Annotated in this window: 19 protein-coding genes; 5 read left to right on the top strand and 14 right to left on the bottom strand. The window is 57.7% G+C overall.

Going from position 1 to position 21,452, the window contains the following annotated elements; genetic code table 11:
* Positions 1–60: 60 nt before the first annotated feature.
* The 4 genes from ACIQ0Q_RS05345 to ACIQ0Q_RS05330 form a co-directional block, all read right to left on the bottom strand.
* The gene (locus ACIQ0Q_RS05345) at positions 61–1,350 is read right to left on the bottom strand and encodes a class I SAM-dependent methyltransferase (RefSeq protein ID WP_395771916.1); all 1,290 of its coding nucleotides are present in this window, start codon (positions 1,348–1,350) and stop codon (positions 61–63) included.
* Positions 1,351–1,514: 164 nt separating this feature from the next.
* Positions 1,515–2,996 carry an arylsulfatase gene (locus ACIQ0Q_RS05340; RefSeq protein WP_395771915.1) on the bottom strand — a complete coding sequence of 494 codons (1,482 nt, stop codon included), beginning with the start codon at positions 2,994–2,996 and terminating at the stop codon, positions 1,515–1,517.
* A gap of 93 nt (positions 2,997–3,089) precedes the next feature.
* Positions 3,090–4,550, bottom strand: a complete 1,461-nt coding sequence (locus ACIQ0Q_RS05335) for an anaerobic sulfatase maturase (protein ID WP_395771914.1) — start codon at positions 4,548–4,550, stop codon at positions 3,090–3,092.
* 231 nt (positions 4,551–4,781) lie between these two features.
* Positions 4,782–7,670: a DUF748 domain-containing protein gene (locus ACIQ0Q_RS05330; protein ID WP_395771913.1), complete on the bottom strand. Its 2,889-nt coding sequence runs from the start codon at positions 7,668–7,670 to the stop codon at positions 4,782–4,784.
* Positions 7,671–7,927: 257 nt separating this feature from the next.
* Here ACIQ0Q_RS05330 and aqpZ point away from each other — a divergent pair, with 257 nt between their 5' ends.
* Positions 7,928–8,614, top strand: a complete 687-nt coding sequence (gene aqpZ, locus ACIQ0Q_RS05325; protein ID WP_395771912.1) for an aquaporin Z — start codon at positions 7,928–7,930, stop codon at positions 8,612–8,614.
* A gap of 187 nt (positions 8,615–8,801) precedes the next feature.
* Here aqpZ and acs read toward each other — a convergent pair whose 3' ends face one another.
* Positions 8,802–10,745, bottom strand: coding sequence for an acetate--CoA ligase (gene acs / locus ACIQ0Q_RS05320; protein WP_395771911.1), 1,944 nt, complete (start codon positions 10,743–10,745; stop codon positions 8,802–8,804).
* Between the two features lie 74 nt (positions 10,746–10,819).
* Between acs and mutM the strand changes: the two genes are divergently transcribed.
* From mutM to ACIQ0Q_RS05300, 4 genes are all read left to right on the top strand, one after another.
* On the top strand, positions 10,820–11,632 hold the full coding sequence (gene mutM, locus ACIQ0Q_RS05315) for a bifunctional DNA-formamidopyrimidine glycosylase/DNA-(apurinic or apyrimidinic site) lyase (protein ID WP_395771923.1): 813 nt from the start codon (positions 10,820–10,822) through the stop codon (positions 11,630–11,632).
* Positions 11,633–11,722: 90 nt separating this feature from the next.
* Positions 11,723–12,154, top strand: coding sequence for an MAPEG family protein (locus tag ACIQ0Q_RS05310; protein ID WP_395771910.1), 432 nt, complete (start codon positions 11,723–11,725; stop codon positions 12,152–12,154).
* Between the two features lie 86 nt (positions 12,155–12,240).
* Positions 12,241–12,756 carry a superoxide dismutase [Cu-Zn] SodC gene (sodC, locus tag ACIQ0Q_RS05305; RefSeq protein WP_395771909.1) on the top strand — a complete coding sequence of 172 codons (516 nt, stop codon included), beginning with the start codon at positions 12,241–12,243 and terminating at the stop codon, positions 12,754–12,756.
* Positions 12,692–13,219, top strand: coding sequence for a methyltransferase family protein (locus tag ACIQ0Q_RS05300; protein WP_395771908.1), 528 nt, complete (start codon positions 12,692–12,694; stop codon positions 13,217–13,219). Before sodC ends, ACIQ0Q_RS05300 begins: the two co-directional genes overlap by 65 nt.
* A 1-nt stretch (position 13,220) precedes the next feature.
* Here the strand turns inward: ACIQ0Q_RS05300 and ACIQ0Q_RS05295 are convergent, their stop codons facing one another.
* The 9 genes from ACIQ0Q_RS05295 to ACIQ0Q_RS05255 all read right to left on the bottom strand — a co-directional run.
* The gene (locus tag ACIQ0Q_RS05295) at positions 13,221–13,853 is read right to left on the bottom strand and encodes a thymidine kinase (protein WP_395771907.1); all 633 of its coding nucleotides are present in this window, start codon (positions 13,851–13,853) and stop codon (positions 13,221–13,223) included.
* A gap of 7 nt (positions 13,854–13,860) precedes the next feature.
* A complete protein-coding gene (locus ACIQ0Q_RS05290) occupies positions 13,861–14,586 on the bottom strand; it encodes a hypothetical protein (protein WP_395771906.1) in 726 nt (241 codons plus the stop codon).
* 23 nt (positions 14,587–14,609) lie between these two features.
* On the bottom strand, positions 14,610–15,356 hold the full coding sequence (locus ACIQ0Q_RS05285; protein WP_395771905.1) for a pseudouridine synthase: 747 nt from the start codon (positions 15,354–15,356) through the stop codon (positions 14,610–14,612).
* Positions 15,353–16,984 carry a 2-polyprenylphenol 6-hydroxylase gene (ubiB, locus tag ACIQ0Q_RS05280; protein ID WP_395771904.1) on the bottom strand — a complete coding sequence of 544 codons (1,632 nt, stop codon included), beginning with the start codon at positions 16,982–16,984 and terminating at the stop codon, positions 15,353–15,355. The genes ACIQ0Q_RS05285 and ubiB overlap by 4 nt, the downstream gene beginning before the upstream one ends.
* Complete coding sequence (locus tag ACIQ0Q_RS05275; protein ID WP_395771903.1) at positions 16,981–17,613, bottom strand: SCP2 domain-containing protein; 633 nt, start codon at positions 17,611–17,613, stop codon at positions 16,981–16,983. Before ACIQ0Q_RS05275 ends, ubiB begins: the two co-directional genes overlap by 4 nt.
* Positions 17,613–18,611 carry an NAD-dependent epimerase/dehydratase family protein gene (locus ACIQ0Q_RS05270; protein WP_395771902.1) on the bottom strand — a complete coding sequence of 333 codons (999 nt, stop codon included), beginning with the start codon at positions 18,609–18,611 and terminating at the stop codon, positions 17,613–17,615. The genes ACIQ0Q_RS05275 and ACIQ0Q_RS05270 overlap by 1 nt, the downstream gene beginning before the upstream one ends.
* Entirely contained in the window at positions 18,608–20,266 is a 1,659-nt protein-coding gene (locus tag ACIQ0Q_RS05265; protein ID WP_395771901.1) for a fatty acid CoA ligase family protein, read from the bottom strand. Before ACIQ0Q_RS05265 ends, ACIQ0Q_RS05270 begins: the two co-directional genes overlap by 4 nt.
* Positions 20,267–20,278: 12 nt before the next feature.
* Entirely contained in the window at positions 20,279–21,181 is a 903-nt protein-coding gene (locus ACIQ0Q_RS05260; protein WP_395771900.1) for an alpha/beta fold hydrolase, read from the bottom strand.
* A gap of 3 nt (positions 21,182–21,184) precedes the next feature.
* Positions 21,185–21,452: 3-oxoacyl-[acyl-carrier-protein] synthase III C-terminal domain-containing protein (locus tag ACIQ0Q_RS05255; protein ID WP_395771899.1), on the bottom strand; the 268-nt coding region annotated here is incomplete at its 5' end.

The following is a 21,452-nucleotide window of genomic DNA, read 5'->3' as shown; positions in this document are numbered from 1 at the left end:
ATCGCACACCATTTGTGTAAAAAATATTCTTCATGTGCAATTACCTTGTTCTGTATTCTGTTACATTGCTTTGGCATGCCTGCTTGATTTAGAAGTTTGCATTGACTGGTCGAATACAACTTGATCCCACTGCCAGAGCCGCTCGAAAAAACGGCATGAAGCATCGGCTGACAATGTAGAAACCGGATTTTTTCTGATGATATCGCCGATACTTGCAGTGCCGTCAATGCCTCCATAAAGGTTTTTTTCGGCATGATCTAAAATCATTACCAAATCTTTAAAGGTATGGCTTTGGTTAATCAAAACAGCTGCGGCGCCGGGAGGCAAACGCTCCTGGATGCATATTGTGTCTGCTCGGCGAATAGGCACATAATCAAGACAGTCTTCACTGGTAAATTCAGGCTGCTGTGGGCCGCCTGGTCGGTCGTTACGATAGGCGACCACACTATGGGTAAGCATGCTGCCGCGGAATAGTTCAGTCGCGGCATATTGTTCAGCCTTTGGAAGCGCCGATAGCCTGGATATTTGCGGGATTTTCTCCATCACACCGCAAGCCGGTTCGTAAGCGGCTTGATTGATCCAGCGGCCGAATGTCATGCCGCCGTTTTCCAAAAATTCGAATAACTGCGGTACTGAATATGCGCGATCTTGCGGATGCAATAGCGCATCGGCCAGGGCGGCTGGATTGCGGAAATCCGGCGCTTCGCGCAGCAGGTTCTGCAAAGGGTGTGCTGGCGGCAACAATTGCAGTGCCGCAACGAGCTCGTCGATACCCTCATCGCTTGCAGTGATGCCCAGCCGTCGACAAAAGTCCTGAAGCATATAGATGCCGGCACGCCCGTAGGGCGCATACAGCATGAGTTGCATGGCGCCCTCAGGCCTGAGTACACTGCGCAAGGCTTTCAGTCCAATGTCGGGACTGGCAAGATGATGCAGCACACCGGTGCAAACAATCTGGTCGAATTGCTCACCCAGTTCAGACACGCGCTCAATAGGCATCTGATGCAGCTCAAGCTTATCCAGCTGATATTTACGTTTCAGCTGGACAGTTTTATCAATACTGTTGGCACTAAAATCGATGCCAACAACTTTGGCATCAGGCCAACGCATGGCATGCTTTGCCGCCTGCGATGTGCCGCAGCCCGCAATTAAAATACAGTGATCCTCGCAATAAGGCGCTGAAGGCCAGTAGAGATGGTAATCCGCACGTTTCTTCTGCGGATCCTGCCACAGGGCACGATATTTATCGAGACTCTCAACCGGCGGCGGATACGGATAACGCTCGTAAAAATCCTGTACCACAGGCAAACTACCCGCCTTTAATCGCCCAGGATCTTTGTGATGGCTCATGAAATTGAGTCGTCTGCCGAATTTTTGTTCATTGATGGCATCGCAGTTGATGGCTATACGAAATTCCGATTACTCTTAAAAAAATCCCTCGGCAAACGTCCATCTACCGAGGGATTTTTTATGCTTTCACGCTAAACACGAGCGCTACTTAAGGCCTGTTGTACTTAGCCTTTCTGGCCGGACGCAAGCGACTCGAGCACCGCATCCAGAGAGAAAGTACCGACCTTCTGGCTCGGCGGAAACTCTTTGAAGGTGGCGATGTACTTCGCGATATAGTCCTGCGCCGGCACGAACATGAACACGCGATCAAGACGCCAATGATCGTAGTCCATTGCCACTTTATCGGCAATCTCGAACGGATCGGTACGCAGGTTGAACAGCTTGGGCACGCGAAGCTGCACGAAGGGCTCGGCCCAGACCGCAAAGCCGTGCTCGCGTTGTTCCTGGAACACGATTTTCCATTGGTTGTAACGCAAGGCGACTAGCGAGCCATCATCGTTCCAATAGAAGAATTCCTTACGTGGGTTTTCGGCCTTGCCTGCCAAGGCATCGAGCTGGTTATAACCGTCAAGATGGACCTTAAAGGTTTTCTCGCCAACTTTCATTCCCTTCAACAACTGCTCTTTGACATCGGGTACGCCAGTAGCAGCCAGAATGGTTGGCAGCATGTCTTCGTGCGAGAAGATATCGTTGTTAATGGTGCCGGGTTTGATCACACCAGGCCAACGCAGGAAGCAAGGAACGCGGTAACCGCCCTCCCAGTTTTCATTCTTTTCGCCACGGAACGGGGTAGTGCCGCCGTCAGGCCAAGTGAAGCATTCGGCGCCGTTGTCGGTCGAATACATCACGATGGTGTTGTCGTCCAAGCCCAGCTCTTTCAGCTTATTGAGAATCTGACCCACATGGCCGTCATGCTCAACCATGCCGTCCGGGTAGGTGCCCAGGCCGGTAACGCCCTTGGACTCTTCCTTCAGGTGGGTAAAGATATGCATGCGGGTGGAGTTCCACCACAGGAAGAACGGCTTGTCGGATTTTGCAGCCTTTTCCAGATAGTCGAGCGTGAGCGCGGTGACTTCCTCATCGATGGTTTCCATGCGCTTCTTGTTGAGCGGTCCGGTGCTTTCGATGCGTTGCGTGCCGTCGGGGTTGGCCCAGCAATGGATTACGCCGCGTGTGGCATACTTCTTGATCATTTCCGGATCTTTGAAGTAATCCTCGCACTCGGGTTCTTGCTCGGCGTTCAGATGATACAGCGAGCCGAAGAATTCGTCGAAGCCGTGCGCGGTTGGCAGCGTTTCGTCGGCGTCGCCAAGATGGTTCTTGCCGAATTGGGCGGTCATGTAGCCTTGCGCCTTGAGCAGTTCAGCGATGGTGACATCACGCGCCTGCAGGCCCTCTTTGGCGCCCGGCAAACCAACTTTCAGCATGCCGGTACGGAATCCGGATTGACCGGTCAGGAAACATGCGCGACCAGCGGTGCAGCTTTGCTGCCCGTACCAGTCGGTGAACATTGCACCATCTCTGGCAATGCTGTCGATATTGGGCGTCTTGTAACCCATCATGCCATGGTTGTTGGCGCTGATATTGAACCAACCGATGTCGTCGCCCCAAAGGATTAGAAAATTGGGTTTCTTTTGTGCTGCCATAGTACATCTCCTTTTTTGTAGAACTAAATGAAATCACTAATTTTATAACTGTTAAAAAAATCAGCGACGGGTGGTAAATCTGACTATTAAATCTCAACCACTTTCCGTAATGGTCGAACTGGGTATTTCTCGCGACTGGCTATCGGCCCTGATGGCATCAATTTGCTGCGTTGATTTAGTGCCTAATGCAATTGTGCTGACACCGCTGAAAGTGGTTTCTGGCGTTGCATTGCCGTGACAGAAACGGAACTTCTTACCGCTGCCGCAGGCACATAGCGCATAAGGTCCACGCTTGGCATCCATTTCAGCGATTGTTTCCATAATATTGGCGGGGGCGTGGCCTTGCTTTAGCAGTTGTACCATCACATTAAACGTTGGACCAACATGCATGAAGAACTTTTCAAGACCGGCACAAAGATAATTATGTCCTTCTTCGCCGTCTTTGGATAACGCGAATCGATCCTTCGGACAGCCGCCATTGCACCAATTTCGAACCTTGCAGTTCTTGCATTGCGTGGTCAGTGAATCGCGCTTATCCATCCCAAATTTACGCTGCTCGGGCGACGCCACCAGCGCTGCCATATGGGTTTCATGGATATTGCCCAAAAGGAATTTTGGCTCGACGAAATGGTCACAGGAATACAAATCGCCGTTGTGCTCCAGTGCAGGACCATAACCACAGGTCGGAGCATGAATGCACAGCATGTGACGACCAAAAAAAGCTTCCAGTGTCACATCAAATAATTGTACAAAAACTTGCCCAACATCACGGCGTAACCATTCTTCAAAGATATCAATCAGAAAGTTTCCATATTGCTCGCTACCCACGGTACGATCGGTAACCAGATTACCGGTTTGCGTGTAAAGTACGCGCTTTTTTCCGGGCTGCTCGCTCCATCCCTTATTCGCAATATCCAGCGTATCGTAGCTGGCGCGTTCAATGATTGGAATAAATTGAATCCACTTGGCGCCCAGCTCGTCGCGGAAGAACCGATACACATCACGTCCGTGTTTCTCGTTGGCGGCATTGACCGTGCACAGAATATTGAAATCGACGTCGTGTTTTTTAAGAAAACTCCAACCACGCATCACCAAATCGAACGTACCTTTGCCACGGCGGTCGCGGCGGTAGGCATCGTGCAGTTCACGCGGACCATCAACACTCAGGCCAACCAAGAAATTATGCTGCTTAAAAAATAAGCACCACTCATCGTCAATCAACAAGCCATTGGTCTGGAACGTATGCTGCACCACCTGATCGGGACGGCGGTATTTCTCAACCAACTCAATAGATTGTCTGAAGAATTCCAGCTTCATCAAGGTCGGCTCGCCGCCCTGCCAAGCCACCGTGACATTTGGCGTGCGGTGTGATTCCAATAATTGCCGGATATACGCTTCAAGTGTTGCGTTCGGCATCCGACTTTTGTCGTTCGGATACAAGGCTTCTTTGGACAGGAAGAAACAATAGGTGCAATCAATATTGCAGGTGGATCCGCTTGGTTTGGCGAGCAAATGAAAGCCTGGCGGCGATTCCGAATCGCTCAGCACAGGCATGACAGGAAGCTCGTGAGACGGACTTGTATTCATTTTTACTAATTTTACCGAGTGCTATGCTGACATTATATAATTAATTTCAATACTTTAAATGCCAATGCATCACTTGAACAGGAAATCGAGCCGGGCGCAGAACTGGCATTAACCCGAATCACCACGATAGGGAATTCATGTTTGCAGGTCTTTGCTTTGGTGGACAGTGGTTTGTCTTTGGCATCCGCGAAGATCGATTTATTTCATCTGTAATTCCATACGTACCTTGCCGTCCTGAGACTTCAGCTGGGCATTGGTCGACAGGAACACGCGCGTTGCATCGAGTACGCCGTCTTTCAGTAAGGCATCCTGCACCGCCTCGCCGCGGGCAGCACCCAGCTCGGCCAGTTCCGCAGGCGCCGGTTGGTATTTGGCGATGAGTTGCGTTTCCAGCCAGTCCACCTCGAAGGATTTCTTGGCCGCCCGCTTTTCGCGCCAGCCGGCATCATCGGCCGTTTCGGCCACAGCTTCGGGCTTCGGAATTTCCGGTTTCGCGCCAAATTGCTTCTTGTAGAGTGCCTCCAGCGCGTCCAGCTGCTGTTTCGGCTCCCAGTCGGCATACGGCGGCAGGGATTTTCCGGGCTTGCCGATGTGCGCCGCGGCGGCGGCCTGCATCTTGCGCTTGGCCAGAGCGTCGCGGTCGAGTTCATCCAGCACGCCGGCGGGAATATCGAGGTTCAACTCGGGCTTATCGACCAGCGCCTTGGCCAATTGCGGCAGATTGGTGGCGGCCGCGGCCGGGAGCGCGGCCGATCCAGGGGCGAAATCGATGAACTGTGCTTCTTCGGCACCGGCAAACAGGCCGCCGATGAACGAGAATGGCGCCGTCACCACTTTCACCACAAGATTCTTGACGATCTGCCAGACAATCGGTCCGACCCGGAACTTGGGATCATCCAGCGTACCGGTGACCGGCACATTCAGATCGATGACCCCATTTTTGTCTTTCAGCAAAGAGGTGGCCAAACGGATCGGCAATGACACCGCTTCCTTGCTGCCGGTGGCCTGGCCCCAGGTCAGCTGGTCGAGAATCACATGATGGTCGGCCTGCAGTTTCTTGTCGTTGATACGGTAATGCAGCTCGGTGGTCAGCTTGCCTTTCGCGATGGCATAGCCGGCGAAGCGGCCGGAATACGGATTGAATACCGGCAGCTCGATGTTGCGGAAGGCCATCTGGATATCGGTGCTTTTTTCGTAATCGAAAATGCTGGTCTTGCCTTTGATCACTGCCGGCGAATATTTGTTGATGACGTAGCCGTTCAGGTCGATCTCGGCGACGGCATCGGGACGGGTGGAGATGCCGAGAATGCGACCATCCAGGCCTTCGATGCGCGCCCGGAAATTCGGCTGGATCGAATAGTCGGCAAAACGCATGGTGCCTTTGTTGAACACCAGCTTGCCAATATCGATTGGGATTTCGGCAACGGCCTCCTTGCTGCCGGATTGCGCCGTGCCGGCGGTATCTTCGGTGAGCATCTCCACCAGGTTGATGCTGCCCTGCTCGGTCACCACCACTTCCATGGAGGGACGATCGAGGATGACAGCATCGATGCGGATTTTTTCCGGGCCCTGCCGGTAATTGATGCCCTTGGCCGTGGTTTTGGCCAGCGCGATGATCTCCGAACGGTTCTTGACATCGAGCAGCACCAGATTGTCGACCACACCGTCGCCCTGGTAGGCGATGTTGGCTTTCTCATCCATCTGCAGGCGGCCTTTCGCCGCCACCGTACCGGACTTGAAGGTGGTGCCCGGAAAATCCGGCAGATACATCAGCAGCTGGTTCATCGGCATGCCGCTAAGTTCCAGCGCCAGATCGGCGGTGACCACCGACGGCACCACGGCGCCTTCGATGCGCAGCGGCGCCTTGCCATTGATGGTACTGGTCATCGCAATCGGTACCGGCTTGTCCAGATCCAGGCTCAGACCGCTGGCGCTAAATTCGGTGGGTGTGAGTTGGAATTTGCCGGCGGGTTTGACCGTGCGGTCTTCGACATCGAGGGTAGCGGCACTGACGGTGATTTTACCGATGTCCGCTTTCCATGGCGTTGCACCGGACTGCGCCGGGACGACAGGTACTGGCGGCGCACCCTCTTCGGCGAATAGGCGTTCGATGTTGAGCGAGCCGTCCGGATTCAGCCAGACTTTCGCCTGCACGCCCTGCAGGGTGATGGCGGTAACGCTGGCAGTCTGCTTGTTGAGGTCGACGCGGGTGTCGTTGAGCACGACCGAGGGCAGACGCAGCCAGTCTTCGGCACCGTTCTTCGGGCGGATGGCAAGCTGGTCGGCGCGGATGCTTGGAAGATTGACCAGCAGGTGCGGAGCACTTTTGCCCTGAATGTTGAAATCATAATCTCCCGACAGACTGAAGCTACCATCGCTGAGTTGGAAAGGCAGTTCTTCGCTCAGGAATTGGTAGGCGCCGACCGCCTTGAAGGCCTCGACTTTGAAGTTGCCTTTGGAGGCGACCGGTTCCAGTGATAGACTGCCGCGCCACTCGAAACGCTCACCCTGGTCGCTGGCCGCAGCCAACACGAAGCCGCCACCGTCATTGCGGGTTTTGAAATCCTTAAGGCTGAAACTGATTGGCGTCAGTTTTTTTTCTGGCTTGAGTGCGCGGCTTTGATCGGCGAAATTAACCTGGCCAGTATTGACCGTAAAGTCGCCGATCCAGACATTCGGAAGGGGAGCATCGTTTTTTTCCTTGGGTAGCAGTTCCGCCAGATTGAGTGAGCCATCCGGTTTGATGATGGCACGCGCGAACGGCTTATCCAGCAGCAAGGTCTTGAAAACGAAAGCACGCCTAAACAGTGAAGATGCCTCGAAATCCACGAAAAGGCGTTGCAGCGACAGCAAGGGCATGTCGGCATCCTGCAGTTCGATATCGCGCATGTCGAGTTCGAAGGTGAATGGATTGAAGCGTATTTCGCCAAGACGGAGCGGCTTCTTCAATTCCGTCTGCGCATAATCCATGGCCTGACTGCGGATCAACTTGGGTACAAGCTTGAATCCGATCAGGGCATAAGCGCTGACCACTAGCACAAGCAATCCCGACAACAGTAACCACTTCGATTTCATCCAGGTCAGCATAGATACCTCCGTTCCCGCTATGATGCCCCTGCCGTGTGACAGGCGCAAGCATGTCCCGACCGCAATCTCGGTGATGTCGATAAGGGCAAATGACTGACCGTCAAAGGCAAGCAATGATGCGGCGATGCCGGCATTCTATAGAAAGCCTTCATCATCGGTTTGTCGTAAGCACGGGGGGTGTCCCGATTCACAGAACGAGTAGCACGACACAAGAACAAATCACATTCGCAACACGACCTTTATTTTTGGAGAGGAAAATGAAAAAACTCGGCGCAGAATTTTTTGGAACACTTTGGCTGGTGCTCGGCGGCTGCGGCAGTGCCTTGTTGGCCGGCGCTTTCCCAGAGCTTGGTATCGGTTTTGCCGGCGTCTCGCTCGCTTTCGGCTTGACCGTTCTGACCATGGCCTATGCCATCGGCCATATTTCGGGCTGTCATCTCAATCCGGCAGTATCCATCGGTCTGTGGGCTGCAGGCCGCTTTCCGGCCAAGGATCTGCTGCCTTACATCGTCGCACAGGTGCTCGGTGCCATCGCGGCTGGCGGTATCCTGTACCTGATTATCAGCGGCAAGGCCGATTTCACGGGCGCCGGAAACTTCGCTTCGAACGGCTACGGTGAGCATTCTGTTGGAGGCTTCTCCCTGCAGGCCGCGGTCATCACCGAGGTGGTGATGACGGCCTTCTTCCTGATCGTCATCCTCGGTGCTACCGACAAACGTGCACCCGCCGGCTTCGCACCGATTGCCATCGGACTGTGCCTCACCTTGATTCATTTAATTACAATTCCAGTCGATCAAACCTCGGTGAATCCGGCACGAAGCACCGGTGTCGCTGTCTATGCCGATCCCTGGGCCGTGCAGCAGTTGTGGGTGTTCTGGGCTGCACCGATTGTCGGCGCCCTGCTCGGTGCCACCATCTACAAATTCATCGGCAAAGAAGACTGAGCTTTCACGCTTACCGGAAAAGGCGCTTCGGCGCCTTTTTTCTTGTCCCATGTGTGCAGGCGGATTACCCTGTGCAACAGTAGTAGTTCGTGCACTGGCTTTGGGTGGCATCGTAAAAGCGCATATGCCTTCGCGGCCCGGCTATACAGCCAGGACTTCCAGATCGAACTGGTGCTGCTGGACTGACTCAGCGGATCAGGCGGTGCTCGAACAGATGTGCGACCACGGTCGGATCGGCCAAGGTGGAAATATCGCCCAAGGCATCCGGTTGGTTTTCCGCGATTTTGCGCAGAATGCGCCGCATGATTTTTCCCGAACGCGTCTTCGGCAGGCCCGGCGCCCACTGCATCCAATCCGGACTGGCGATTGGACTCAGATGGTGGCGCACGTGTTCGATCAGTTCCCGGCGTAGGGCCTCGGATTCGGTCTGGCCGGCCTTGAGCGTGACATACACATAAATGCCCTGGCCTTTGATGTCATGCGGCGCGCCAACTACCGCCGCTTCGGCCACGGCCGGATGCGACACCAAGGCGCTTTCGATTTCGGCGGTCCCCAGACGATGCCCGGATACATTCAAAACATCATCGACGCGACCGGTAATCCAGTAATAGCCATCGGCATCACGGCGGGCGCCGTCGCCGGTGAAGTAGGTACCGGGATAGGTGCTGAAATAGGTTTCGAAGAAGCGTGCGTGATCCCCGTAGACCGTGCGCATCTGGCCGGGCCAGGAATCCAGCAACACCAGAGTACCTTCGCCGGCGCCCTCGATCGGTACCCCTTCGGCATTGACCAACTGCGGACGTATGCCGAAAAACGGCAGCGTGGCCGAACCTGGTTTCAGATCAGTCGCGGCCGGTAACGGCGCAATCAGAATGCCGCCGGTTTCGGTCTGCCACCAGGTGTCTACTACCGGACAACGACCATCGCCGACCACGCGGTGATACCAGCGCCAGACTTCCGGATTGATCGGCTCGCCGACTGTACCGAGCAATCGCAACGAAGCCCGCGAACTGCGCTGCACCGGGGCTTCGCCTTCACGCATCAGGGCACGGATGGCGGTCGGTGCCGTATAGAAAATGCTGACCTGATGCTTATCGATGACCTGCCAGAAGCGCGAGAAATCTGGCCAGTTCGGTACGCCTTCGAACATCAGGGTGGTGGCGGCATTCGCCAGCGGACCATACACGCAATAACTGTGACCGGTAATCCAACCGACATCAGCGGTGCACCAGTACACATCTTCGGGTTTCAGATCGAACACCGCTTCGTGGGTGAAACTGGCATGCAGCAGATAGCCGGCACTGGTGTGCAGTACGCCTTTGGGCTTGCCGGTGGAGCCCGAGGTATACAGAATGAATAACGGGTCTTCAGCATTCATCGCCGCCGCCGCATGTGTGCACGGCTGTGGATCAACCACCTCGTCATACCAGCGGTCGCGCGGCATCTGCATCGGTGGCGCGCCTGGGCCGTGGCGGACCACCAGCACGGTTTCTATGGAATGGGTGCCGCGCTGTTGCAGAGCCTCATCCACCTGCGCCTTCAGCGGCAGCCATTTTCCGCCGCGTTGACTGGCGCCGGCGGTGATGATCAATTTGCTGGCACAGTCTTCGATGCGCGAGGCGATGGCGTCCGGCGAGAAACCTCCGAACACCACTGAGTGCACGGCACCGATGCGAGCACAGGCTAACATAGCGATGGCTGCTTCCGGAATCATCGGCAGGTAGATGGTGATGCGATCGCCCTTGACTACCCCGAGATTTTCCAAGGCGTTGGCCAGTTGGCAGACGCGGGCATGCAGCTCACTGTAGCTGATGTGTTGCGCAGGCAGAGCCGGATCGTCGGATTCCCAGATGATGGCGGTTTTATCAGCATGTGCAGGCAAATGGCGATCCAGGCAATTGACTGCCACATTCAGTTCGCCATCTTCGAACCAGCGGATTCGGAAATCGTCTTTATGGAAACTGACGTTCTTGACCATCGTGAAGGGTTTCGACCACAGCAGGCGCCCGGCCTGTTCGCGCCAGAAGGCATCGGAATCCTTGGCGACGGCGGCATGCAACGCGTCAACAGCGGCTTTGTCCAGCTCGGCCTTGGCGGCGAACACATCGGATACAGGATACAGGTCGGTCATGGGTCTCCACCGCCTCACGCGGGCAATACCGGTTCTCGTGTATGGTATCCGAAATCGTCCGCACGCCTGAAGCCATGCCTGAATTGCCCGAAGTCGAAACCACCCGCCGCGGCCTGGAGCCGCACATCCTCGGCAAACGCATCACCGGTGTGGTGCTGCGCCGCGATAACCTGCGCTGGGCGATTCCGTTCGAGATCGTCGATCGCCTGCCCGGCGAAAAGATCCTGGCCATCGAACGCCGCGCCAAATACCTGCTGATGCACACCGCGGCCGGCAGTGCGCTCTGGCATCTGGGCATGTCGGGCAGCATGCGCGTGCTGAAGGCCGGCACGCCGGCCGGCAAGCACGATCATGTCGACATCGAAATGACCGGCAAGCGTATCATCCGCTTCACTGATCCGCGCCGGTTCGGCTGCCTGCTCTGGCAGGCGTCGGGTGAAATCCATCCGCTGCTGCAGAAGCTGGGGCCCGAGCCGCTGTCGGATGAATTCAGCGGCGACTATCTGTTCCGCAAGAGCCGCGGCAAGACCGCCGCAGTCAAATCCTTTCTGATGGATCAGGCCATGGTGGTCGGCGTGGGCAATATCTACGCCGCCGAGAGCCTATTCCGCGCCGGCATTTCACCGCTGCGCGAAGCCGGCAGTCTGTCCAAAGCGCGCTATGAAAAACTGGCGGTGGCGGCCAAAGACATTCTCGCCTACGCCATTAAGCGCGGCGGCACTACGCTGCGCGATTTCATCAATCCCGATTCCGAGCCCGGTTACTTCGAACAGGAACTGGATGTATATGGCCGCGAAGGTGAGCCCTGCAAGCAATGCGGGCGGCCGTTGCGCGATTCACGCCTGAACAATCGGGCGGGGGCGTGGTGCGGATCTTGCCAAACCTGAAAATATGCATGCAGGCGACTGAATACGCCCTTCACATTCGTACTAATATGGGTATCATTTTAATCACTCTCTATTAAGCAGGAGTTCAATATGATGTCACCTACCGTATTCACTCTCACCGCATTCATCGCTTGGGCTCTGTTGCTTCTGACGCTTATGGCAATCATGCGCTCACAGCTGGTACTGCGCGGCAAAGTGCCAGCCAACGGCTTCACGCCTGACAATGCCGGTCTGTCGCCGTTCATGCAGCGTCTGGCGCGGGCGCACGCCAACTGTGTGGAAAGTCTGCCGGTATTCGGCGGCCTGCTGCTGCTGGCCATCGTCAGCGACCGCACCGCGATCACCGATCCGCTGGCCTACATGTTTCTGGCGAGCCGCCTAATCCAGTCACTGGTGCATCTAGTCTCGACAAGTCCGACAGCGGTTATGGTCCGTTTTGCAGCCTTTGCCGCGCAGATAGGCATCGGTCTGTATTGGGCTTTCCAGCTGTTATCTTCGATGCTCGCACACAGCGCGGCCTGAGCCAAAGGACGCGAGCACGCCGGATTGACAACAGCTTGACCCGACTTCCGTTAGGCTAGGACAATCTCAATGTTTTGGAGCCTGCCATGAAATTTTACCTGTTGGCTTTTCTGCTGACGACAAGCGCGCTCGCCAATGCCAACGAACGCAGTGTCAGCATGGACCTGGTCGATGCCACCGGTAAAGCGGCCTGGGTCGGCGAGGTGCGCATCACTGAAACCCCCTACGGTCTGGTGTTCACCCCGCAGATGCGGGCTTTGCCGCCGGGACTGCATGGCTTCCATGTGCATGAAAACCCGAGCTGTGCGCCGAAAGACAAAGACGGCAAACCGGTCGCGGCCTTGGCCGCGGGCGGTCATTATGATCCGGACGCCAGCGGCAAACACGGCACGCCCTGGGGTGACGGCCACCGCGGCGATCTGCCGCCGCTGTATGTGGATGCCGAAGGCTCGGCCACGCAGCCGGTGCTGGCGCCGCGCCTGAAAATGAGCGACCTGCCAGGCCGGGCGCTGATGCTGCATGCCGGCGGCGACAACCATGCCGACCATCCCGCCACACTCGGCGGCGGCGGTGCGCGCATCGCCTGCGGCGTCATCCACTGACATGGCCACGCTTGCCCTGAAAATTCCACCGCCAATCATTGCCCTGGCCTGTGCCACAGGCATGTATTTTCTGGCCGAAAACACGCTGCACTATGGGCTCGGTCCGCTCTGGGCCCTGCCTACTGCTATCACACTGGCGATTATCGGGATCGGTTTTGCTCTGGTCGGCGTACTCTCCTTTCGACGACACCGTACCACCATCAATCCGCTGCATCCGGAAAAAACCAGTCGTCTGGTTACCGGCGGCGTTTACCGCATCAGCCGCAACCCGATGTATGTCGGTATGGCACTGCTGTTGCTGGCCTGGGCAGTTTATCTGGAAAGTCCGGCGGCGCTGCTCGGCCCCATCGCGTTCATCGCCTACATCACCCGTTTCCAGATCATTCCGGAAGAAATCCTGCTGGCGCAGCATTTCGCCGAGGAATTCTCAGCCTACCGCCAGCGCGTAAGGCGCTGGCTCTGAGTCAGTCGTCCTGACCCAGCGGCAGCACGCTCTGCTGCAGTTCGATGGCGCTTTCGCCAGCCATGATTTTCTTGAACTCGGGACGCGACACCGACACATAGCGTTCATTGCCGCCGACTTCGACCTGCGGACCTTCGGTGACCGCGCGCCCGTTGGCATCGACACGCACCACCATGTTGGCCTTCTTGCCTGAATGGCAGATGGTCTTCAGCTCAATCAGGTTGTCGGCCCAGGCCAGTAGATACTGGCTGCCTTCGAACAGTTCGCCGCGGAAATCGGTACGCAGACCATACGCCAACACCGGAATCTTCAGACTATCCACCACATCGGTCAATTGCCAGACCTGTACTTTGGAAAGAAACTGGGACTCATCGACCAACACGCAGTCAATCTTGCCCTTGGCGGCCAGGGCTTGTCGCACCAGCGCCGCCAGATCATCGCCGCCGGTGAAGGTCACCGCATTGGCTTTCAGTCCGATGCGCGAAGCGACGATGCCTTCACCGGCACGGTTGTCGAGCCGCGGCGTCAGAATCAGTGTGCGCATGCCGCGCTCGTGATAGTTGTAGGCGCTCTGCAGCAAGGTGGTAGTCTTGCCGGCATTCATGGTGGAGTAGTAGAAATAAAGCTTGGCCACAATCGTCCTATTCGTCGTCTTTTTTCAGCGTCTCGTCCGGCGCCACCGGCATCAGTTCGCTGGCGGTCACGGTGCCGGTCGGCAAGGCCTTCCAGGTTCCATTCTGCCATTTCCAGTAGGCTTCGGGTTGCCAGAATTTATCCTGGTAAAACTCATCGCCGTTGACCTGGATGGGCATGCCGCCGGGACCGGGGATTTCGATGCGCAGGTTTCCTACAAAACCGGTACGGCTGCCGGTGATGTTGCGGCGGTTGCGCTCCAGAATGGCTTCGATGCGCTTCTTGGCCACGCTGTCGCCGTAACGGGCATACAGCGCCGCCCCTTTATCCAGCGCCTGGCGGCGTTCAAGCTCGGTCAGTTCACTCCAGTACTGCTCCCGTTTGGCCACCAGATCGCGGTACAGCCGCTCCGCCGCCAGATCAATCCAGACATAGGCTTCAGCGCGGTCGATCTGCACGCCCTCGCCCTTCCACAGCATTTCCGCGACCATGGCCTGCGAGGGCTTGTCGGCGTAATAGGCGCCCTTGCGGAACTGACGCATGGCTTCTTTGTAATCCCCTTTGCTGTAGCTTTTCATGCCCAATACGCGCGCATACAGATCCGGATGGCTGCTCAGGAAGCTGCGCGACTGAACAATGAAGGCGTCATCCTTCGGGCCGACATCGGCGGCATGCAAGGATGATGCGGCAAACAACAAAACGAGCAGGAGCGGTACACGGCGGAGTTTCATCATATGATCCGGTAATTCAGGGAGAGCTACAGCTTAAGGCCGGGCGGCACATCAGCCATGTGTCGAAAGTCAGCTTGGCGCGGCATGCCGAGCAGGGTCAATGCTTTTCGGAACTCGACATCCAGCGGCGCACTGCATGCTACTATTTCACCCGATTCCGGATGAGGAAAGCGTAAACGCCAGGCGTGCAATAGCATTCGATGTACGCCCAACATGCGGAAAGCGCGGTTGTGGCGACCGTCACCGTGGCTGGTATCACCGATCAGATGATGCGATACATGCTTGAGATGCCGTCGGATCTGCCGGAAGCGCCCAGTCACCGGCGTACACTGCAGCAAGGCATAGCGCGAGGTCGGATGCACGGCGCTGGCCATCGGTAATTCGGCGGTAGCCAGACAACAAAAACTGGTGACGGCCGGTTTTTTTTCCGGCTTTCCGGGGCCGCCATCCAGATCATGATCTATGGTGAATTCCAGCTCCGGCCAACCCCGGCAGATGGCCAGATAGTCTTTTCCGACATCCCTGTCCATGAAAGCCTGGCCGAGCACGGAGGCCGCTTCGGCATCGAAAGCGACCAGCATGCAACCGCTGGTGGCGCGGTCGAGACGGTGCACCAGATGCACTTTCGAATCAAACTGCACACGCAGCCGGTGTAAAAGGAAATCGTCTTCACCACGCGCCAGTCCGCTGGCATGCACCATCAGACCGGCCGGTTTGTTGATCACGGCACAACGGGAGTCTTGATAGAGAACGTCCAGCGCCGCTTCGGTCACGGCTTACGCGGCCAGGCCAGTACGAATCCGCCCAGACTCAAGGCCGATGCCGCATATAGTATCGGACCAGGACCCGCGAGCAGAGCCAGCAGACCGGCCGCGAAACCGGCAGTGACCGCAACGGCCAGCGCAAACAGCTGGCGCTGATTGCGCTGGCTGATTTTCACCAGCTGCGCGATTTCATCCGAGCGCATGCGGATTCGGGTTTCGCCATCGACCTGCTGCGTGAGTGCCGATTGCAGCAAGGCCGGCAAGCCCGAGGCCTGATGCACGATTTCCGGCCATTGTTTCTGCAACTTGGCCGCGAAGGCTTTCGCACTGTAACGTTCGCGCAGAATTGCTTCAAGCACCGGGCGCGCCACTGCCCACAAATCGATATGCGGATCGAGCGTACGCGCCAGACCTTCGGTATTGAGCAGGGTCTTCTGCAGCAGAATCAGCTGGGGCTGCACGGTCAGCTGGTATTTCTGCGCGGTCTGTAGCAGCTTAATCACCACCTCGGCAATTGAGAATTCCGACAGCGGACGGGTGAAGTAAGGCTCGCAGACTGCACGCACGGCTGCTTCCAATTCATCCAGACGCAGCGAAGCCGGCATCCAGCCGGCCTGCACGTGCAGGCGTGCGATCTTACGGTAATCCTTATGGAAGATTGCCATGAAATTTTCGGCCAGATAATACTGGTCCTGTTCGCTAAGCTGACCGACGATGCCGAAATCCATCGCGATGAAAGCCCCCGAACGCGCACCGTCAATATCAACCCAGATGTTGCCAGCATGGGCATCGGCATGGAAGTAATTATCGCGGAATACCTGTTGATAAAGAATGCGCACCGCTTTCGCTGCCAGTGCCTTGCGGTCGATGCCACGTTGGTCGAGTTCGGCAACGGCATCGGCGGGAATGCCATACACACGCTGCATGACTAGAATTTTTTCACCGGTCAGTGGCCATATCACTTCAGGCACCGAAAGATCCGGACTATCCTGCCAGAGGCGGCGCATCAAGCTGGCGTTGGCGGCCTCACGCTGCAGATTGCATTCGGCCAATAGCGTACTTTCCAGCTCGCTGACCACATCATGCGGACGGATTTTGTCGGCATGCGGATGCAGGCGGTACAGGCCGTCAGCCAACAGACGCATCAGCGCGATATCGGCACGGATATGGGCTTCGATGTCGGGACGAAGTACTTTCACTACCACTTCGCGGCCGCCCTGCAGCCACGCCGCATGCACCTGGGCAATCGAGGCCGAAGCCAGCGGCTCGTCATCGAAGCGTTCGAATACGTCGGCCAGCGGTCGCTGAAGTCCGGCTTCGATCAGCGCACGCGCCTGTGACGACGGGAACGCCTGCACCTGGTCGCGCAGACTGGCCAGTTCATCGGCGATATCGACCGGCAGCAGATCGCGGCGCGTCGACAGCACCTGGCCGAGTTTGACGAATAAGGGGCCCAACTCCTGCAAAGCCATGCTCAGGCAAGCGCCCCGCGGCAAGGCGCGGTTGGCTGCCGCGGTCGGCACGAAAACCTTCACTATGCGCAGCAGGGGTGTAATCCGCGATGCTGGCAACCATTCATCGAGACCATAACGGAAGGCGATGCGGACGATGGCGATGGCGCGCAACAGCGGTTTCATTTCGTCTGCTCGGCAAGCTGCTGGGCACGTGCGTATAGACGGTCAGCACGTTGCCGAAGCCGATCGACTTCGGCATGGAAATCGGCGAGCTCAGCTTTGCCGACCACCAGCCGGGCTTCTTCGGTGGCGTATTCGGCGCCGGAACGGGCTAGGCCGGCGGTACCGATACGGGCATGTCGAAATCCTTCGCGCAGAATTTTTGCCGCTTGCGGACCAAGCACCGGACCGAAGGCGGTGACGAACGGCGCCTCCCAATCCGGATCGTAATTTTTCAGCAGATCCTGCAACATGCGGGCCAGCTCGATATCGCCGTTGATGCGCATGGCGCCGACCACAGTCCGGCCCTGCGCGAACACCGGCAGACTCTGCAGCAGTCCCGACAGCTTGCTCTTGATGCTAATGTCGGCTTCGCGCGCGCGATCAATGGGGCCGACCTGCAACAGGCCGTCGCGGACATCGATGGCCAAGGCGATATCGGGCGACTCCAGATGCGCTTCGATGCGGCGGCTTTCCAGTGCCTGTAATTTTGCATGGCTGTCCGGATCCAAGCGGATCACGCGGTTCAATGCCTCCTGCAAGACACGGCCAGCCAAAGGCTTCAGCGAATCTAGGGAAAACGGGGTGCTCATCAATCAGCCTTCTGCAGTGAGGCGCGCAGGCGACGCAGGCCTTCGGTAAAACCGACCTGCGGCACATAACCGAAATCGCGGCGCGCATTGGAACAATCATACCAATGCTCGGTCGACAATTGTTCGGCCAAAAAACGGGTCATCGGAGGTTCGCCGCTCATCTGAAACGTGCGCCAAACGGCTTCACACAGCATGCCGGCGAAATAAGCCACCGGAAACGGCACGCGGGCCTGCACGAGAGGGGCGTCGGCGGCGCTCAGCAGGCCGTTGACGATGTCGCGGATCGGCATCGGCTCGCCGTTGGAAATGAAGTAAGCCTTGCCAGCACAGGCCGCACCCGGCTGAATATGCGCCAACGCCTGCAGATGCGCCTGCACCGCATTGTCGATGTAGGTGCAGTCCATCCGATTATTGCCATCGCCGATGAAACGCAGACGGCCCGCACGTGCCCGTTGCGCCAAACGGGGCAGCAGCTGAGTGTCACCTGGCCCCCAGATCAGCCGCGGACGCAAGGCCACCGTAGCGAAGTCCGTTGTATTCGCGGACAACACGGCACGTTCGGCCAGCATCTTGCTGTGCGGATAATACGCGGAAAAATGTGAGGCATATGGCGTATTGGTTTCATTGCCTCCAGCCACTGCCATGCGGCCGGCATGCACCACGCTCGGTGTCGAGGTGTACACGAAGCGGCGGATGCCGGCGGTACGCGCTTCGGCCAGCAGCACGGCGGTACCGGTGATATTGCTACGCTCGAATTCCTGCCATGCGCCCCAGCCACTGGCCTTGGCGGCATTGTGCAGCACAGCATCCACTCCCTGCAACGCAGTACGTACTTTTGCCGCATCATCGAGCGCAGCAAGCACTTGGGTCACGCCGAGTGCTTCCAGGTCGTTGGAGAAATGCCGCTGCAGACTGACCACGGCATGCCCTTGTGCCAACAGGCCGCGACACAGGCCCTGGCCGAGAAAACCGCTGCCGCCGGTGACCAAAACCCTCATGCGCGTTTGGCCAGTCGTTTGGCCGCCCACCGCGTGAGCTGCTCACGACCGATTTTGGCATTGTGCCGGATATCTACCGGAAAGCCGGGATGAAATAATACGATCTGGATCTGCCGGGTATGCCGATGTTGGCTGGCCATACTGAGCAACTCGCTGCACAGCACGGAATCGGAAACGGTAGCGCCCGGTTCGCGCTCGATACACAGCACCGGTTGTTGTAAGCCATAGGCACCAAGACCGACCAGCGCCGAGCGCTTGACCGCAGGATGCCGGTTGAAAATCGGTTCGACGTTTTCGGTACCGAGCAGCCCTTGCGCAGTCTGCAGGCGTTGCGATTTGCGGCCGCAGAACCACAGTCGGCCCTGCGTATCCTGCCAGGCTAGATCGCCCATGCGGTGGACGATGCGGGCGCTGCCATCTTCCAGAGTTTCATGGATTTTACCAAGACGATTGGAAGCTTCGCGGCGGTAATAGCTATCGGTGGCGCTCGGGCCGGCCACGGTGACTTCACCGATTTCGCCCTGTGGCACGCACCGTCCCTCATCCCAATCGGCAATCGGTTCATCGCTGATGCCAATCAGACGCACGGTATTCTCCGGGACAGGCGTGCCCACGCAGGTGCCGAAGCCCTGCTCGGTGCCGGCACGAGTCTGCGCCAGCTGCTCGCCGTCGATCACGGCCACCGGAAGACACTCGGTGGCACCATAGGGTGTCCAGAAGCGCGCCTGCGGATCACACAGGCTGCGGATTTTTTCCACGGTGTCGGCCGGCACCGGGGCGCCGGCGGAAATAACGCAGCGCAGGCCGGGCAAGGCTTTACCGTGCTTGGCCAGCACCGCCATCAAGGCCGGCGAGCCAAACAATTGTGTCACCCCGAACGTCGTGATGGCATGCCGCAGTTTTTCCGGATCGGCGCTGCCCGGCCGGCGCGGATCCATATCGGGGATGATGCTGGTCAGACCCAAGGCTGGATCAAACAGCGCAAACGGGGGAAAGGTCGGCAGACTGACGCCGCCGGGTTCGACGGTGAACGCCTGCTGCAGCAGACGTACCTGCGCGGTGAAATGCCGATGCCGGTACAGCACGCCTTTGGGCACACCGGTGGAACCGGAGGTGAACAGAATCGCGGCCGGATTCTCGCCGTCGACCTGCGGCAATTCTGCCCGGCTGGCACGGCCCAAGGCTTCGATGGCGCTCAGCGTGCGACCGCCGAACAGGGCAAAACGGCCGTCGGTGACTTTCAATCGCACGTCCGGCGCCCAACCCAACAGCAGCTTCGCGGCTTGCGCCAGAGCAATGCCAATGAACGCCTGCGGCGCGGCTTCACGCAGGCATTGTTTCAGCGCAGAGCGTGCGATACCCGGATCGACCAGCACCGGAACCGCGCCGGCCTTGAACAGCGCGAACATCACCAGAAAAAATTCAATCGAGGGCCTGAGCATCACCACCGCATGTTGTCCGCGGCCGATGCCGTAGGCTTGGAAACCCAAAGCCAAATGATGGCTGCGCCGATCAAGATCGGCGTAGCTGATGACCTCATCGTAACGCGCGAAACCGTCCGGTCCTTTCGTGCCTGGACAACGGATGGCCGGCCGATCGCCCAACTGTTCGGCACGCAGGGGCAGGATGTCCGCGATGTTAATCAGCTCGGGCATCGCGGTGCCTCCTCAGCCGATGGGGTGACGGTCCAGGAACTGGCGGATGGCCGGAACCAGATCCTCGTGCTTATCTTCTAGCACGTAATGGCCGGCATCCCCATAAATTTTTTGCGTGGCCGACGGCAGATCCTTGACGAAATGCGCGAGGAAATCCTGATCGAACACGAAATCCTGCAGGCCCCAGCCGATGAACGCCGGACGATCGCGGTAACCCGGCAACTTTACTTCGGCCTGCTGCACCAGCGCCCAGGCGGCATCGCCGGGTTTCAGCGGAATGTCCTGCACGAAGCGGTGCACCGCACGCCGGTGCGCCCAGCTGTCGTAAGGCGCCAGCAGGGCTTTGCGGCTGGCCGGCGGTATGGGCCGGAGCACGCCGAGATCGGCGGCGCCGCGCGCGAAGAAATTGAAGCCGCGGATCAGCACCGCGCCCAGCAGCGGAATGCGGCCAAGCACAATCTGCCACGGCAGTTTCTTGGTTTTCGGCATGGGAAACGAAGCGGTATTGAGGATGACCAGACGCGCGACGCGTTCCGGATTGCGCATCGCCCAGGCGAAACCGATCATGCCGCCCCAGTCATGCACGGCCAAGGTGATTTTGCGGGTCAGGCCCAGAGATTCGACCAGACGATCGAGATCGTCCACGCGCGATTGCAGCGTGTAGGCGTAGGCGCCGTCGTCGGGCTTATCGGAAAGGCCCATGCCGATGTGATCGGGCACGATGCAGCGATAACCATCACACAGGCCGGAAACCAGATGGCGCCAGTAATAGCTCCAGGACGGATTGCCGTGCAGCATCAGCACCGGATCGGCCTCGGCCGGACCTTCGTCCAGATAACTCAGTCCAATGCCCTTGCCACGGTCGAATCGTTTCGGGCTGAACGGGTAATCGGGATAGGACGCTGGTTCAGTCACGGATTACCACACCACTTCCGCCATCGAGCAGTTCAGCCCGGAACCGATACCGAGCAGTGCAATGCGTTGGCCTTTTTTCAGACGGCCCATTTCCTTGAGCTTACTGAGCACGATCGGCACCGAGGCCGGGCCGATATTGCCGTGCTCGGCGAAGATGGTCATCACTTTCTTGGGATCAATGCCGAAAGCCTTGATCATGGCATCGGTGTGCACACGGCTGACCTGATGCACGACGAATTCGTCAATTTCCTCGACCGCCCAGCCCATAGCC

This window comes from Arenimonas sp. (assembly GCF_044348765.1).
Taxonomy (GTDB): Bacteria; Pseudomonadota; Gammaproteobacteria; order Xanthomonadales; family Xanthomonadaceae; genus Arenimonas.
This window is presented reverse-complemented; position numbering and strand designations above follow the sequence as displayed.